The sequence below is a fragment of the Bacillus thermotolerans genome (assembly GCF_000812025.2).
Classification (GTDB): Bacteria; Bacillota; Bacilli; order Bacillales; family Domibacillaceae; genus Quasibacillus; species Quasibacillus thermotolerans.
In genome coordinates, this window is record NZ_JWJE02000045.1 from 16,378 (window position 1) to 32,073 (window position 15,696).

At 46.6% G+C, this 15,696-nt stretch carries 16 protein-coding genes; all 16 read right to left on the reverse strand.

The annotated features are described in order from the left end of the window. Positions 1 to 32: 32 nt before the first annotated feature. Complete coding sequence (locus QY97_RS14670) at positions 33 to 2,171, reverse strand: bifunctional diguanylate cyclase/phosphodiesterase (RefSeq protein WP_039237979.1); 2,139 nt, start codon at positions 2,169 to 2,171, stop codon at positions 33 to 35. A gap of 124 nt (positions 2,172 to 2,295) precedes the next feature. After that, positions 2,296 to 2,820, reverse strand: coding sequence for a MogA/MoaB family molybdenum cofactor biosynthesis protein (locus QY97_RS14675; protein ID WP_039237981.1), 525 nt, complete (start codon positions 2,818 to 2,820; stop codon positions 2,296 to 2,298). A gap of 21 nt (positions 2,821 to 2,841) precedes the next feature. Next, positions 2,842 to 3,852, reverse strand: coding sequence for a GTP 3',8-cyclase MoaA (moaA, locus tag QY97_RS14680; protein ID WP_039237983.1), 1,011 nt, complete (start codon positions 3,850 to 3,852; stop codon positions 2,842 to 2,844). A 40-nt stretch (positions 3,853 to 3,892) separates the two neighbouring features. Continuing rightward, complete coding sequence (locus QY97_RS14685) at positions 3,893 to 4,522, reverse strand: molybdenum cofactor guanylyltransferase (RefSeq protein WP_039237985.1); 630 nt, start codon at positions 4,520 to 4,522, stop codon at positions 3,893 to 3,895. Then, complete coding sequence (gene mobB, locus QY97_RS14690) at positions 4,515 to 5,060, reverse strand: molybdopterin-guanine dinucleotide biosynthesis protein B (RefSeq protein WP_039237987.1); 546 nt, start codon at positions 5,058 to 5,060, stop codon at positions 4,515 to 4,517. Before mobB ends, QY97_RS14685 begins: the two co-directional genes overlap by 8 nt. Next, positions 5,045 to 6,310, reverse strand: a complete 1,266-nt coding sequence (locus QY97_RS14695) for a molybdopterin molybdotransferase MoeA (protein ID WP_039237989.1) — start codon at positions 6,308 to 6,310, stop codon at positions 5,045 to 5,047. The genes mobB and QY97_RS14695 overlap by 16 nt, the downstream gene beginning before the upstream one ends. A 115-nt stretch (positions 6,311 to 6,425) precedes the next feature. Beyond that, positions 6,426 to 7,529 carry a GerAB/ArcD/ProY family transporter gene (locus tag QY97_RS14700; protein ID WP_039237990.1) on the reverse strand — a complete coding sequence of 368 codons (1,104 nt, stop codon included), beginning with the start codon at positions 7,527 to 7,529 and terminating at the stop codon, positions 6,426 to 6,428. Positions 7,530 to 7,612: 83 nt separating this feature from the next. Beyond that, entirely contained in the window at positions 7,613 to 7,834 is a 222-nt protein-coding gene (locus tag QY97_RS14705) for a hypothetical protein (RefSeq protein WP_052728985.1), read from the reverse strand. Continuing rightward, entirely contained in the window at positions 7,828 to 9,021 is a 1,194-nt protein-coding gene (locus QY97_RS14710; protein WP_157761911.1) for a Ger(x)C family spore germination protein, read from the reverse strand. The genes QY97_RS14705 and QY97_RS14710 overlap by 7 nt, the downstream gene beginning before the upstream one ends. Before the next feature lie 23 nt (positions 9,022 to 9,044). Then, entirely contained in the window at positions 9,045 to 10,637 is a 1,593-nt protein-coding gene (locus QY97_RS14715) for a spore germination protein (RefSeq protein ID WP_083965881.1), read from the reverse strand. A 141-nt stretch (positions 10,638 to 10,778) separates the two neighbouring features. Further along, entirely contained in the window at positions 10,779 to 11,825 is a 1,047-nt protein-coding gene (locus tag QY97_RS14720) for an ABC transporter substrate-binding protein (RefSeq protein ID WP_046128767.1), read from the reverse strand. Between the two features lie 51 nt (positions 11,826 to 11,876). Continuing rightward, positions 11,877 to 12,656 carry an ABC transporter ATP-binding protein gene (locus tag QY97_RS14725; RefSeq protein ID WP_039237995.1) on the reverse strand — a complete coding sequence of 260 codons (780 nt, stop codon included), beginning with the start codon at positions 12,654 to 12,656 and terminating at the stop codon, positions 11,877 to 11,879. Between the two features lie 4 nt (positions 12,657 to 12,660). After that, complete coding sequence (locus tag QY97_RS14730; protein ID WP_039237998.1) at positions 12,661 to 13,482, reverse strand: ABC transporter permease; 822 nt, start codon at positions 13,480 to 13,482, stop codon at positions 12,661 to 12,663. Positions 13,483 to 13,619: 137 nt separating this feature from the next. Continuing rightward, entirely contained in the window at positions 13,620 to 14,069 is a 450-nt protein-coding gene (locus QY97_RS14735) for a YaiI/YqxD family protein (protein ID WP_039238001.1), read from the reverse strand. Positions 14,070 to 14,185: 116 nt separating this feature from the next. Continuing rightward, the gene (locus QY97_RS20530; RefSeq protein WP_156994609.1) at positions 14,186 to 14,332 is read right to left on the reverse strand and encodes a hypothetical protein; all 147 of its coding nucleotides are present in this window, start codon (positions 14,330 to 14,332) and stop codon (positions 14,186 to 14,188) included. A 119-nt stretch (positions 14,333 to 14,451) separates the two neighbouring features. After that, the gene (locus tag QY97_RS14740) at positions 14,452 to 15,420 is read right to left on the reverse strand and encodes an NAD(P)H-dependent flavin oxidoreductase (RefSeq protein WP_039238004.1); all 969 of its coding nucleotides are present in this window, start codon (positions 15,418 to 15,420) and stop codon (positions 14,452 to 14,454) included. Positions 15,421 to 15,696: the final 276 nt, after the last annotated feature.

Consider the following 15,696-nt stretch of genomic DNA (forward strand, 5'->3'; position numbering starts at 1 on the left):
GAGCACCGCCGGATCTCTGCTTTTACATTCTATTACACACCTTGATGAGCCCACAAAGTTTCAAGCTCCTCGCTCGATAACGGCCGGCTCAGCAAACCTCCCTGCCCATGCACGCAGCCACCAGCCTTTAGAATATCCAGCTGCTCTTCCCTTTCAATACCTTCGGCTACCACGTTTGCTCCGATCGTTCGCGCAAGAACTAAGGCCGCCTGCACAATGGCCCGACTCTCTTTGCTTTCATGAATATTCTCAATGAAAGAAGCATCAATCTTCAATGTCTTAATAGGCAATTGCTTCATATGAGTAATAGCACGGTAGCTTGAACCGAAATTTACAATCGACAAATGAATACCTAACAGCCGAAGCTTTTCAAGCACAGACGAGAATTCATTCACATCAGCCAGCACATTCTCTGTTACCTCTAATTCCAGCCATTTCGGCTCTAAGCCCGTTTCCTCTAAAATTGCCCCTATCTGCTCCTCAATACCCGGGTGAGCCAACTGACAGGACGATAGCTGAACCGATATCTTTACAGACGGATAGCCTTTATCCTGCCACTCTTTACCTTGTATACACGCATGGCGAAGCAGCCATTTCTCTATAGGCAGCATCAGCCCCATTTCTTCGGCTATAGAGATGAATTTGTCCGGACAAATAGTACCTAAATCAGGGTGCCTCCACCGGATAAGCGCCTCTATCCCGATCAGCTCTCCTGAAGCGAAATTCCATTTTGGCTGGTAGTCAATACTAAACTGCTCCTTCTCCACCGCTTTCCTTAATTCATTCTCAAGCAAAATCCGCTCTAATGACTTTTTTTCCATTTCAGGATGAAAAACAGCGTAGCTGTTTCTTTTCTTCTCTTTCACTGTATATAAAGCGGTATCTGCCCGGTTTAATAATTCGTCTGCCGCTTTCCCGTGATCAGGGAACACCGCAATGCCTATACTGCAAGAAAGAGAATAGAGCTGATCTGGAAGCTCGACCGGTTCTTGAAAGTTTAGATGAATTCTCTGGGCAGTCCGTTCGACATCCTCTATGCTGTTTACGTTTGTTAATAACACTGTAAATTCATCCCCACCAAGCCTTGCAACTAAATCAGTGGAACGAATGGAGGCCTTAATCCGCCGAGCTGCTTCAGCCAGGAGGTAGTCGCCGCTTTCATGTCCCCATAAATCATTCACGTACTTAAACCGGTCTAAATCAATGAACATCACACCCGCCTGAAGAGAGAGGCGCTTTGCTTTCTCAACCTCTTCGTGCACATGCTTCATAAACAAGCGTCGATTCGGCAAATCCGTCAAGGAATCGTGATAAGCCAGATGGTAAATAATTTCCTCTGATTTCTTTTGTTCTGTCCGGTCTCGCATGACGAGCACAAATCGATCAGCGGTACCCTCTTCATCGAATACGGGGTTTATCGTCGCTTCTATATTCCGGTACTCACTGCGGGCGGTACACATACGAAACTCCAGCAAAGAAGAGCGCTTCCTTTTAGCGGCCAGCAGTGCAATTTCCTCTGCCAGGGGGTCGCAATCCTCTTCCTGGATCCAGTGGAACAGGCCATTTGCCTTCAACCTGGCCAGATTATGGCCAAGCAATGAACTGTGAGAGGGGGAAATATAATCAAAATACCCTTCTTTATTTATAACGGCAATCAGATCCGATGAACGTTCAGCAATGAGGCGGTATCTCTCCTCACTCTTTCTTAAGCTCTCTGCTATTTGTTTACGGGAGGTGATATCATTCCGGATGGAGACATACTGGTAAGGTTTGCCCTGTTTATTGAGGAAAGGCACAATGGTAGTATCGACCCAGTAATAGGATCCATCTTTAGCTCTGTTCCTAATCTCTCCCCGCCACACTTTGCCTGAACCGATGGCAGCCCACATTTTTTTAAAAAACTTGCTCGAGTGGTACCCAGAGTTCAAAAGCCGATGGTCCTTACCGATTAATTCCTCTCGGCTATACTGGGAAATATCACAAAACCGATCATTCGCATAGATAATTCTGCCCCGCTGATCCGTGACAGCTACAATAGAGGACTGGTCTAGTGCATACTTTATATCCTTTAATTCTCTCATCATGTCTTCGGCTTGTTCTTTTTCACTGGCTTTCTTCCCAATAAACGGCTTTAGCGGCCCTAAAGCATCAGTGTCCCCACACTTTCTCATTTCTTTCTCCCCCTGTGTGTTCCATTCTTCCTAAGAGAAGCAACTTGAATGTCTTATTTACCTATCGTAATTTCCCAAACATAACAAGTCAATGAAAATAATGGAAAACAAAGAGCAAGAGCAATTATTGATCCTTATTCAATTCGCTGATTATATGTCCAGCTTCCTGAAGAATGAGCTTGTTCATTGCTAAGGTGACAGCACCTGTAGAGCCGGGAACAGAAAAAATCACGGTGCGGCCGGCGACACCTGCTGCAGCCCGGGACATTATCGCGGCTGATCCGATATCTTCTGCATAGCTAAGGTACCGGAAAATTTCACCGAACCCTGGCAGTTCTTTCTCGAATAAAGGAGTCACGGCTTCAATAGTTACATCCCGCTCGGCAATGCCCGTGCCGCCATTAATGATCACAGCCTCTACCTCCGAATCAGCTATCCCCTTTAACACTGCCTGCTGGATGCTCACTTTCTCATCCGGAACGATTTCATAACGGGCGACAGAGTGGCCGTTGGCCGTTAACAGCTCTTTAATCTTCTTCCCGCTTTTATCAGTCTCCTCTGTCCGCGTATCGCTGACCGTAATAACATGACAGACAACATCCCTGTCTGCCTGCTGTCTATGTGCATGCACTTGATTTTCACTCGTCATAACCCATCCACTCCTTTTTCCTTAACCGCCGATGTAAGACATTTCTATTTTCGGCCGGTTTTTCGCTGTTTCTTCCGTTCGTTCATCCGAATACCGGTCTGCGCGGTGTTCCCACACAGAAGTGATGTACTCCTTTATTTCATCGGCTGATGCATCCGACCGAAGAATCGTTTTTAAGTCGTGCCCTTTCGCTGCAAACAAACATGTGTACAGACGGCCGTCTGCCGATAAGCGCGCTCTTGTGCATGTAGAGCAAAACGACTCCGTCACAGAGGAGATGACGCCAAATTCGCCGCTGCCATCCTTGTAACGAAAGCGGCTAGCGACTTCTCCGTAATAAGCTTCATTTACCGGTTCTGCCGGAAAGACATGATTAATACGGTCAAAAATCTCCTTCTTGGATACGACAGAAGACAACTGCCAGCCGTTCGTGCTTCCTACATCCATAAATTCAATAAAGCGGAGCGCAATGCCTCTTTCTTTAAAGTAACGAGCCATCGGAAGAATTTGATCCTCATTCGCTCCCTTTTTCACGACCATATTAATCTTTACGCCAAGCCCAGCTGATAGTGCCGCGTCGATTCCCTTTAGTACCGCTTTGATGCTGACGGAACGGCCATTCATCTGCTTGAAAACATCATCATCCAGGGCATCCATGCTAATGTTCACCCGCTGGAGTCCAGCTTCCTTCAGCTCTTTTGCATGCTTAGGAAGGAAGATCCCATTCGTTGTCAGTGCGATATCTTTAATGCCAGTCCTTCTATATAACTCACTAATCAGCTTAGGCAAATCTTTCCGCAGCAGCGGCTCACCGCCTGTCAGCCTAATCTTTTCTACACCAAGCTCTTCGGCTGCCTGTACGACCTTTACAATCTCAGAAAAAGACAAATACTCCTCTTTCGGCAAAAAAGGATAATCCGCACCGAAAATTTCAGCCGGCATGCAGTAAGAACAGCGGAAGTTGCACTGGTCCGTCAAGGAAATCCGAATGTCTCTCAGCGGTCTGTTCAATTGGTCTTTTACTTGTACCATTCATTTCTCCTTTCTGGATGCCGCATGATTCCGCTTATGGTCATGGCTGCAACGGTCTACCGGGTGCATCACTCAATAGCTGTGCATAGGCATCCTTCGTGTTAATGTTTGTGAACAATTCTTTCGTTATGTGTAAGTCTGTTTCTGTTACCCGTTTCACATGGGCTTTATTTAATAAATCTATGACTCTATAGTTCTCGCTCGCAAGCTGTTCCGACAAAAGAGACGCTATCTTACAATGATAGAGAGCCACCAAAGGCTGATCCCGGCCATCAATTTCGGGAATAATCGCGTCATACGCCTCATCGGTGAAAGCAGCCAGCCGGCAAATCATATCTGCATGTATTAAAGGTGTGTCGCATGGCATGGTAATATACCATATCGATTCAATGTGTTTCATGACACTGTACAAGCCGGCTAGCGGCCCCTTTCCCTGGTAAGGTGCTTCATCCTCGATGAATGGCACGGAAGATTCCTGGCTAAACCGGTCCACTAAAGATGGATGGCTCACAAGAACTACTTCATCGGTAACTGGCGCGAGTGCCTGAATAGCTCGTTCATAAAAAGGCCTTCCATTATAGTGAACAAAGGCTTTTGGTTCACCAAACCGCCTTGATTCCCCGCCGGCAAGAACGATGCCCACGCGTGCTGCCCTTCTCTCTTCAGCCATGGTTTTCCCTCCTTTGCAGACGGCAGCTCATGTATTGGACAAACCACTGTATATATTGTTCTTCTTCTGAAAACAGGAATACAGGGTAGGTCCGTTCTTCTTCTGGAAGAGGTCTCCAGCTGATAACTGCTTGAATATTTCCCAGCTCAGATAATAAACGGATCTCTTCTTCTCCTCTGATTAAAACGATTTTCGGATAATCCGCCTGCTTGTACCCTTCAAGCAGAAGCAGATCAACAGGCAGAGAGTCATAGACAGCTAGAACTTCCTCTACTTTCCACTCTGCCTTTGCAGCGATTATATTCAGCACGCCGCCTCCTTCCACACCCGAGGCGAGTGCACCTGCATGCAAATGCCGCGTGCTGTCCTTCTCATTCTCAGGAAGTGCAGGCGTACCCCCATGGCCATGATGCTTGAACGAAGCGACCGCCCAGCTCTGCCTCTTCGCTTCCTCAATCAGTTTGACCATCAACGTTGTTTTACCGCTGTTTTGATAGCCAGCCACTTGCAGGATAGGCTTCTTTAATCCCACGGCCATTCACTGCCCTCATGAGCGTCAAGAATCAGCACATCGACCATGTCGCCTGTACGGAATCCGCGTGTTCCACCCGGCAGCACCATTAATACATCCGTATAGGCCAGCACCGCAACGGCGTTCGACTTATTGAAGCCGCTTGGATCTACATGCAGGCAGCCATCCTTTATATCAAGAGTACTTCTTACAAAGCGGGTAAAAGGGTTGGGCTTTAGAAAATCCTCTGCAAGCACTGCTTTCGCTTTTTTCAAATGCGGCTTCTGATCAAAAAAGCGGTGGGAAATAACCGGCCGCACGAACAGCTCAAACCCGACATAGCAGGCAGATGGATTTCCTGATAAACCAAACAGCAGCTTTTCTTTTGTCTTGGCTACAGTAGTCACACTTCCCGGGCGCATCGCTACCTTGTTAAACAGCACCTCAGCTCCGATTTCTTTATACACGTCCGGCAGCAAGTCATAATCCCCTACCGATACGCCTCCTGTCGTAATCAGCATATCTACCTGCGGCAATGCTTCCCGAACAGCCGAAAGGCAACGATCTAACTGATCGGGCAGTTTTCCAAGATAAAGAGGCTCTGCCCCTGCCCGTTCAATTTGGGCTAGAATCATGTGGGCGTTGCTGTTTCGTATTTTACCGGGCTGCAGCTCCTCGTGCACATCGAGAAGCTCGGAGCCGGTCGCAAAGACACCGACAACCGGCTTTTGCGCCACTTCGACCGAATGATAGCCAAAGGTCGCCAATAAAGCCATAACACCCGGATTAATATAGCTCCCTTTCGGCACGAGCACCTTTCCTGCCTCCGTGTCCTCCCCGGCAAACGATACATTATCTCCCGAAGCAAACGGACGCTTGATCGTCATAAAAGACTCGCCACCTTCCGAATGCTCAGCAGTCAGTTCAAACATCACAATTGCGTCACAGTCATCAGGAATCTGGGCACCGGTCATAATTCTGACTGCCTCCCGCTCCTGCAAGGTTCCTGTAAATACTTGTCCTGCTCCAATTTCGCCGGCTACGCGGAAGGTCACAGGGTTCTCCCTGGAGGCAAGCTTCGAATCCTCCGCCCGAATGGCAAATCCGTCATACGGCGAACGGTTAAACGGCGGCACTGGATGAGTGGAAACTACATCCTGCGCCAGCCGGCGGCCGTAAGCTTGATCGATAGATACTGCCTCCCTTTTACCTTCTCCCGCTGCGTTCATTACTTTTCTTACTGCTTCTGCTACTGTAATTGGTTTTCTTTTCTCCACGTCCCCTAATCTCCTTTTGCTCCATGTATCTCCTTGCACATCTGATTATTCATAAATTATATAAATTGTATCGCAAAACGAGGAAGGGGGCAAAGTTCCTGTGATAAGACCTCCCTTATTCACTTAACCCAAGCTTTTTCCTCCCTTTCTTTCTGACGGAAGCAATGACGAAAATAATAATTAGAAGAGTTGTTTGCATAAGCAGGGAGTAAAAGGGAAAGATCCTGCTTTCAAAGCGGGCCAGCTCAATCGAACTTGGCAGAGACCAATAGCCGAATTCAACAATCAAGATACCAATTGGCCAGATGAGAGGGCGGTAATCTGAAAGGTTCAGCCACTGAGCTATACCTAATACGATTACATAATAGAAAGCAGAAATTTTGACAAAAGCGCCTATAATCCAGATCGCCATCGTAACCGATTCCAAGTTTTCAAAAAAATCTGCATAGCTAATATAGTGACTAGCATTCATTAACGCATAGACTTTTGTAGGTAAAGTCGGTCCCAGGACAAAAAGGGCTGTAAGATTAGCTGTAACTAGTGTAATCCCGATGCCTGCGACTGTTAATATCCCATACTTCATCGCTTTTCCCTTATCCGTTAAGTAGGGAAGAAAAAAAACAATAAGGAAAAGCTCGGCAAACCAGCCACTTGGTACAACCGCTCCTTTGATCACAGGCACCCATCCATCCGCCAGAACCGGTTCGATATAATGAACCTGAAAATAAGGACTTAGCAGGAGGACCAAAAATAGAAAGGGAATAAAAAAGAGAGGAAAGAAAAATTGAGCTGCCCTTGCTAATACCTCTATCCCCCCATACACAGCGAAGGCACAAAGGAATACCATCGAAGCGATCGTAACGACAAGAGGGGTTTGCTTTAAAAACGTGTTAACAATGAAACTGCCGTAGCCTCTCGTCATTTCCCCTGTAATCTCAATATAGAAAAACAGAATAAGAAGCCCCGCGAGTTTGCCTGGGAGACGCCCGATCGTCTCTTCAATAATCTGAAAGATGTTTTTTCCTGGGTACAGCTGATGCAGCCGGACAGCGATGAAAATCGTCACAAACCCAACAATGGATGCTAACATGGGAGATATCCATAAATCTTGCTTAGCATACTGCGCCGTAAGGCTCGGTACGAGCAATATAGCAGTAGCGACAACAGCTGGATAAAGTATCATTGCCATTTGAAGAGAGGAGATTTTTCCTTTTTCCACTATTAACCTTTCCCCTTTCCGATAACTTATTGAAGAAGCTGCCTCTTTACGCAGAGAAATTTCTCTCTGCCGCCTTATCTTCTTCAATCCATAAATCGCCCAAGCGGCTGAAAGAGAACTTCAAGCCAATTAACAGGATCGCTTATTTGCGGAAGTTCAAATATAGATAGTACCCAGCCCGCCACCAGCAATACAATGAACACACTTTTATCTTTTTTGGGCTTCTTCTTTGTTTTCGGCCATTCGAAGAAAAGGATGGTAATAATGATGACAGTCGTTAGAAAAAAGGACATCCAATTCACCATTGTTCTCCTCCCTCCTTTTCATTTGCTGGTAATATGAGATTTCCCTGACTGCGAATAATCATCCTGGCATCCACTTCCACTTCCACCTCTGAAAGTTTTTCAGGCCAATGATTCTCCACCTGCTTCCACTCTTCCGGATATTCCCGGTAAAATTCGGCAGCGAAGTTCGCTACATCCGCTTTCATTTGATGCTGCGTCTTTTCTAAGGACTCCCTTACACGTGTTTCGATGCTGTCTTGCAGAGCCGCTTCTACAGATGCTAAAGAAGTTGGATTAAAAAAATCTAAAGGAGTGCTGTTTTGTACGATAACCCCATCAGTCTTGATTGTTAACAAGATTCTCCACTTCCCGTCTACGATCGAAGGGGTCATCTTACTGTAGACAGATACTGGGTTGACGGAAACCACGCCGTTAACACCTGGCGGGGAAGCAGACACGGTGTAGCCTTTTATTTCATCTCTCAGCCATAACAGTCCTCTTGTTCTTTCTTCAGACAGTCTTCCTATCATTTTGTCTTTTCTAAACACAGCCACTCCGGAGATATCAGCAAATCGAAATTTTTCCTCTTCCGACTTTTTCTGCGTTTTGATTTTCAAATAAGGCAAAGCGGCCGATTGCATTCTGGAAACGAGCATCTCGTCCAATTCCTGCATCGTGACCCTCATTCCAATGCCAAAATCAGTTTGTTCCAGAAGAGCTTGACCTGTATAAGGTTCCAAATTCGTTTTTTGCTCAAGAATGCGGCGTGCCTTTTTTTCACTAACAAATATATACGCTCTTTCCCTTATATCAGGTTGACGGAGAAGGAAATCAAGATGATCGATGATACCTTTTTTGGCCACTGCTTCACTAAACACAAATGTTTTGCAATGCCCCCAGAAAATCTCACGAGGCAGCACACCTTGCAGCTTCGACAAAGCATCTGCCATATTGCTCCCCGTTTGAGAGATGACTAATGTGATGCCCTGCCCTCCCGCTTGTCCTCCCTGAGCACTTCCGCCGCCAAAAGCTTTAGGAAGAAAGATCTCAAGGGAAAGCTCAATTTGATCATTTTCCTTTTGATCAATCGCGGCTGAAGTAGCAATCGCCAGGTCATTAATTTCGGTGCGGTCCCAGCAGCCGCCTAGTAAGAAAAGCGCACCGCTAAATGAAAGCAGCAGAAGAAGCTTTTTCATGCATAACGTCACTCACCTTTCCCATTTCAGATAGTCTATTCCTGCCTGTTTTTTGCTTCACCGCCTGCCTTAGGATTTGGTGACAGATGTGAGGATTGACGGTGCTCGTTATAATCACCAGTCAGGTGCGGACGCCGGTTCATCATCCACAGCGGGGACCTCCAGAGGAAATCCTTTAATTCTTTTGTTTGCAATGGTGCAACCGGGGCTAGATACGGCTCACCGAAGGAACGCAGCGTGCACAGATGAATCACGATCGCAATGAAGCCCATGACCACTCCCAATAATCCCAACGTGCCTCCAAGAATGATAAGAGGAAAGCGAAGCATGCGTATCGAGATACCGGTAATGTAGCGGGGCATCATAAAGGAAGCTACTCCGGTAAGTGCAACGACAATGACCATGGGTGCAGACACAAGCCCCGCTTCAACAGACGCCTGTCCGATCACGAGTGCCCCTACGATACTGACTGCGGAGCCAATTTGCCTCGGCAGCCGGATTCCTGCTTCCCGCAACGCTTCAAAAGCGATTTCCATAATAAGCACTTCTACAATAGCGGGAAAAGGAACGTTTTCCCTTGAAGACGCGATACTAAGCAGCAAAGCCGTCGGCAGCATCTCTTGATGAAAGGTGGTCACCGCTACATAAAGGGCTGGAAACAACAGTGCTACCCCTAGAAAAAAAAATCGCATCCACCGAATCATCGTGCTAATGATAGATCGCTGGTAAAAATCCTCCTGGCTTTGCAAAAGTGAGGCGAAAGAAACAGGAGCAATCAGCGTAAAGGGCGTGCCATCTACTAAAATGGCAATCCGCCCTTCGAGTAAATTGGCACATACGACATCCGGCCGCTCCGTTGATAAAATTTGCGGAAAAGGGGAATACGGATTGTCTTCAATTAATTCTTCGATATATTCACTTTCTAACACTCCGTCAATGTCAATGCCGTTCAGCCGATTTTGTGCTTCTTCAATAAGCGTCGGATCAGCCAGTCCTTCGATATAAGCGAGAGTAACCGTCGTTTGTGTATGGGTGCCGATTTTTAAAGACCTCATTTTAAAGGCAGGGGTTTTAATAATTTTGCGCAGAAGTGAAATATTGACCTGCAGTGATTCGATAAACCCTTGGCGCGGTCCTTTAATGGAAGACTCGGCCATCGGCTCTTCAATACTCCGATTCTCTGATTTAGCGAGACCCAAAGAGAAAGCCGAGCTCTGACCTTCGCATAAAAGAACCGGGTTTCCTGTTGAAATTGATTCAATACAATCAGCCAGCAAGTGAATCTTCGTCACTTTTGCTACAGGCAGCTGATGCACTAAGAAGTCACTTAAGGATGACGGCGGATCCGTTGATTCCTTCGTCAGCGGCGTGAAGACATATTCTTCGAGACTTTGCACATCAGAAAGCCCCTCCATGTAAATGACAATTGCACGTGTCTTGCCAAAGAGAGAAAAAGAGCGGAAAATCACATCAGAACAATCTTTGTAAATAGAACGGAGGGCTTCTACATTGTCATTAAAGTTGGGATAGAGCGGGTCTTGGGGCTTCGAAGCAGCCTGGTTGATTTCTTCTTTCTTGCTTTTCTGCCCTTTTGTATGCTTAAGCAGTTTACTTACATTTCTAATCAACTTTAACCCTCCCTCCGTTACATAACATTTAAAGTCCTCTTTCTAGCATTCTCCGTGCAGGGCATTTTATACGGTCAAGGAATTTATTGCTCGGCTTTTACGCTAAAAGGAACAGAGGAAAGTTCCTCTGTTCCTTTTTATTTATTCTTCATATGTTCCGATGATCTCGATGGCCTCATCTGTCAAAGTCGTATCAATTGCTTTATCTAAGTCCACATTTCCGCGGATTGCTCCATTTGCTTTATACATATCATATTGATTTTTTATATCATCGACATACATATGTCCATTCGGATCTAGCCCCGTAACCGAGACCTTCTCCCATAACCCGGGATCCTTCAAGGCTGTGTGTTTTGTCATGATTGTAATAATCTCATCTTTATTTTCACCTTTTATGAAGGCATCATTATAGTCGCGGACACCTTTTAAATAAGCAGCCATGAATCGGACAGACACATCCTTGTCTCTGACAAACTGAGGGGATCCGAGCACCATTGCAATTTGCGCTTCCGGCGCATAATCCGTTGTATCACCGAATCTTACGTGGATACCTTTTTCTGTCCCCTGAGTGATAAAAGGCTCAATCTGAAGCGCCGCATCAATAGACCCGTTGCTGACTGCTCCGAGCATGCTGCCGAAATCAGGCATTAAAACAAATTCTACATCGTCTGCTGTCAATCCGCCATGGGCGATCATTTGTTCAAAGATGTAATCGTCTACTCCGTTCTTCGTGGAGACGGCGATGCGCTTCCCTTTAAAGTCGGCGTACTCCTTAATCTCATCCTGCTGATCCTTGCCAATAACAAAGGAGAAATAAGACTTCCCTTCTACGTTATGTCCTTTATCTGCAATGATCTTTACGTCAATTCCTTGAGCAATCGCGTTAAAGAAAGAAGCGGTCGATACTCCGCCCGCAATGTCGACCTCACCTGAGGCAAGTGCCGGCAGCATATCATCGCTGTTAGCAAATTGAGCGAATTTCACTTCAATATTGTAATCCTCAAAGTAGCCTTTCTCCTTCGCTATATAAAAGCCCGCACCCGAAGCAGCCCCATCCTCTGCAATGATGACAGTCGTCTTCTTCTCAAGCGGCGCCAGGTCGCCGGAAGGGTGCTCGCCGGTGTTACTTCCGCTATTGCCGCCTGTTTCCGGCTGTACACATCCGCTAACAATAAAGAGAAACGCCATTAAGGCGACAAACCACAAGCTGCGCAAACGTTTCACTGCCGCATTCCTCCTTTACTTCCTTGAGCGTTGAACTTCCTCCTGAAGGTGCTTCCTTATGTCGACAAACTGCTTCGCCATTTCCGGATCGGCTCTTACTTGCTCCATCGTCCGAGGCCGCGGGAGAGAAACCTTAATCTCTTTAACAAACTGGCCTGGCTGCGCACTCATTAAGAGAATCCGGTCCGCCAGCAAAAGCGCCTCGTCAATGCTGTGAGTAATGAAGAGCACCGTCTTTTTCGTCTCTGACCAAATCGCCAGCAGCTCTTCCTGCAAAATGAACTTATTCTGCTCATCTAAAGCAGCAAATGGTTCATCCATTAACAGAATCTCAGGGTCATTCGCAAAAGCCCGGGCAATGCTGACCCGCTGCTTCATCCCGCCCGAAAGCTCCTTCGGATAGAGCGAGGCATACGGGGATAGTCCTGTTTTCTCTAAGTAATAGGCGGTTCGCTCATTCACGACCTTCTTCGGAAGCTTTCTCATTTTCAATCCAAATGCTACGTTCTCCCTTACGGTCAGCCATGGAATCACGCCCTGTTCCTGGAACACCATAGATTGCAGCGGACGCTCCTGCTTTCCTCGGGAGATGGTATAAGAACCTGCGCTCGGAGTTTCAAGACCCGCTAATATGCGGAGCAGCGTTGTCTTGCCGCACCCGCTTGGTCCGACCAGACAGATAAACTCTCCGTCGCTTACAGAAAGAGACACACGGTCCAAGGCCACTACCCGACTGTCTTTCTTATAAAAAACCTTTGTTAAATTCTCGATCTGAATTTTCGGCTTGCCGCTCATGGTCTCACCTCCAAGGAATCAATTTACTCTGCAGGATACGCAGAAGGACGGAAAATAAGTAGCCGAAAAAAGAGATCATGATCAGGCCTACAAACATCTCCTGTATCATAAAAGCTTTATAAGAGGTCCATATTAAGTAGCCAATTCCTGAAGCAGCACCCATCATTTCTGCAGCCACGATAGTGAGAAGGGCAATCGCCTGCCCCATCTGCACACCTTCCATCATGACAGGAAGCGCTCCCGGCAAAGCAATTTTAAAGAAATGATCCTTCGGGCTGGCACCATAATTTTTAGCGACATCCAAATAGATTCCATCAATATTCATGACACCAGCGGCCGTATTGATGACCACCGGAAAAAACACACTGCCTGCAATCGTGACGATTTTCGAAGCATCGCCGATACCAAACACAATAATGATAAGAGGAAGGAGAGCTAATGTTGGTATGGGCATGAGTGCCATGACAATAGGAGAGATAAAGTGACGGATCGGTGAATAAAGCCCCATCAGCAAACCAACCACAATACCCGGAATCACACCGAACAGAAAGCCTGCAAAAATCCGGTAAAGGGACACCCCGATATGCTGAAACAGCTCCCCGCTCATCCCCATAGCCACAAGTGTTCCGACAATGTCAGATGGCGGCGGGAAGAAACGGGCATCAATCAGCCCCGTACGTGACAGGAACTCCCACAGCAGCAATAAGAAGACGGGAGAACAGATGGTAAGCACTTTTTTGTAGCGCTCCTTCCTCTGCTGCCTCTCCCATTCGAGCCGCTCGACTTTGAAAGGATCCGAATGTTTTTCTTCGCTGTTCACCTTCATCATTCACCTGCCTTTACTACACTAAGGTATGTCGTTAGCCCATAAAGTGTGAAAGCTTGTAGCCTTAAAAGAGACGGGCGCCTGCCTGTCAGTGGGCGGTTCATCTGCCACAAAAAAAGCACCCTGTCCGGGTGCGTTTAACCTTCGGATATAACTTTTTCGATCAACTGAATAAAGCGTTCCTTAAATAACATATCGCTTTCTTTCTGTCTTTTCTTTGGCCCTTTCATCCGTTGGCCGGCTTGGCGGGCTTTCTTGGAAATATGGCGGAAACCAAGGAGCTGATCCATATTTTCTGGTGTGTAAAAGCGACCATTTTGGTCGATGGCATATCCTTGTTTAGCCAGCACCATCGCCGCTAATCCGTAATCCTGTGTGACGACAATATCCCCTTTCTGCATGCGGTTGACAAGAACAAAATCGGCCGCATCCGATCCCTTCGACACCGTAATCGTTTCTGCTCCTTCTCGCTGAATTAAATGAGAGGTATCACAAATTAAATACACCTTCAACCCATATTGTTTAGCTGTGTCTATGATTATACTGACGACCGGACAGCCGTCCGCATCCACAAAAATATCAGGCATCCACCTTCCCACTCCTTCTTTCAGAACTTCTATTTACTATATAACAAAAAAAGAGCATCCGATCAGATGCCCTTTTAGCACTTGCCTATTATTTTAATTGATTTTACGTTTCTTTCCTAGTCAGGCGACACCATGCCGCCGGCTCCTGAGGAGTGTGTATCAGGGTGAACAGGGAATGCCTTCTCTTTATTTTCCTTAGGCTTCAGCTTGCTCTGTTCGGCAGTAGTTGGCGTGTTCGATATTTTTTCTTTGTTGTCCTTCATAAGATCGCCTCCTTGTTTGACTGCTCCCTCTAACTATCCTTTTCCCAGTTGGCCTTCTGTTAAACCAAAATAGTTTAACTATTAAGTAAATTGAATGAACAGTCATTCAATTTACTTAGTTATGTCAAATAGCTTTTTCTTTTTGTTAAGGATAATAAAGAAGCCTGATAACCTTCCTCGAGCTCGCCAATGATTTCTTTCACAGTTTGAACCTTCTTAATGTGGTGAACCCCTTGCCCAGCCGACCATATATGCTTCCAGGCCTTCGGTGCTTCTCCAGACATCTTTGAGAAATCCACCTTTCCTTTTCCCTGTAACTGCCCAGGATCCAGCCCTGCCCGGCGAATGCTCGGCTTTAAATAGTTTGCATGAACACCGCTGAAAGCATCGGTATAGACTAGATCATCCATCGTCGATTCAATAAGCATGTCCCGATAATTCTCTTCTGCAAAGCTTTCGGCAGCTGGAATGAAGCGTGTACCCATGTAAGCAAAATCCGCTCCCATCACCTGCGCCGCTAAAATATCCTCCCCGCTTGAAATGGCCCCTGACAAAATCGTCAATCCGTCCCAAAATTCTTTTACTGCACGAACGAACGCAAATGGGTTGAGCGTTCCGGCATGGCCTCCCGCTCCTGCGCATACAAGAACCAGTCCATCTACTCCCTTATCAGCAGCTTTTTTCGCAAAAGCGAGAGTCGTAACGTCTGAAAAGACAAGGCCTCCATAGGCATGAACAACCCTCACTACCGGTGCTGGGTCCCCAAGAGAGGTTATGACGATAGGCGGCTGGTATTGTCCGATTAATTCCAGATCCTCCTTGTACCGTTTATTCGATTGATGGGCGATAAAGTTGACTGCCCAGGGCGCAACCCGATCATTCGGCTGTTTTTGCCTAGCCTGCGCCAGCTCAGACGTGATGGTTTTCATCCACTCCTCCAGCACATCCGCCGTACGGGCATTCAGCAACGGAAAGGAGCCGATGACTCCTGATTTACAGCCTTCAACAACCATCTCCGGACTGGACACTAAAAACATCGGTGCCATAATCACTGGCAGCTTTACACTCTTTGTCAGAGACTTTGTCATTCATTTCCCCCTCCTTCCATCCATTAGTTCGCTGTTCACCGTATAAATTCCTTTCAGGCTTTACCGCTAAGTGCCGATATGCCAGAACACACGTGTCAGCTCCTACACAAAAGCTCTGTTCATTAGGAGAGCAAAAGAAGGTTAGAAGGCATATTTGTAACATAAAAAAACACCCGCTTTAATACGAGGGCACTGAAAAACTTACGTTTTTTATTCTGCAAATTCAAATGAATACAAAAAGGCAATTTTCCACCTGTTTTTCAAGCGGAAAATTGC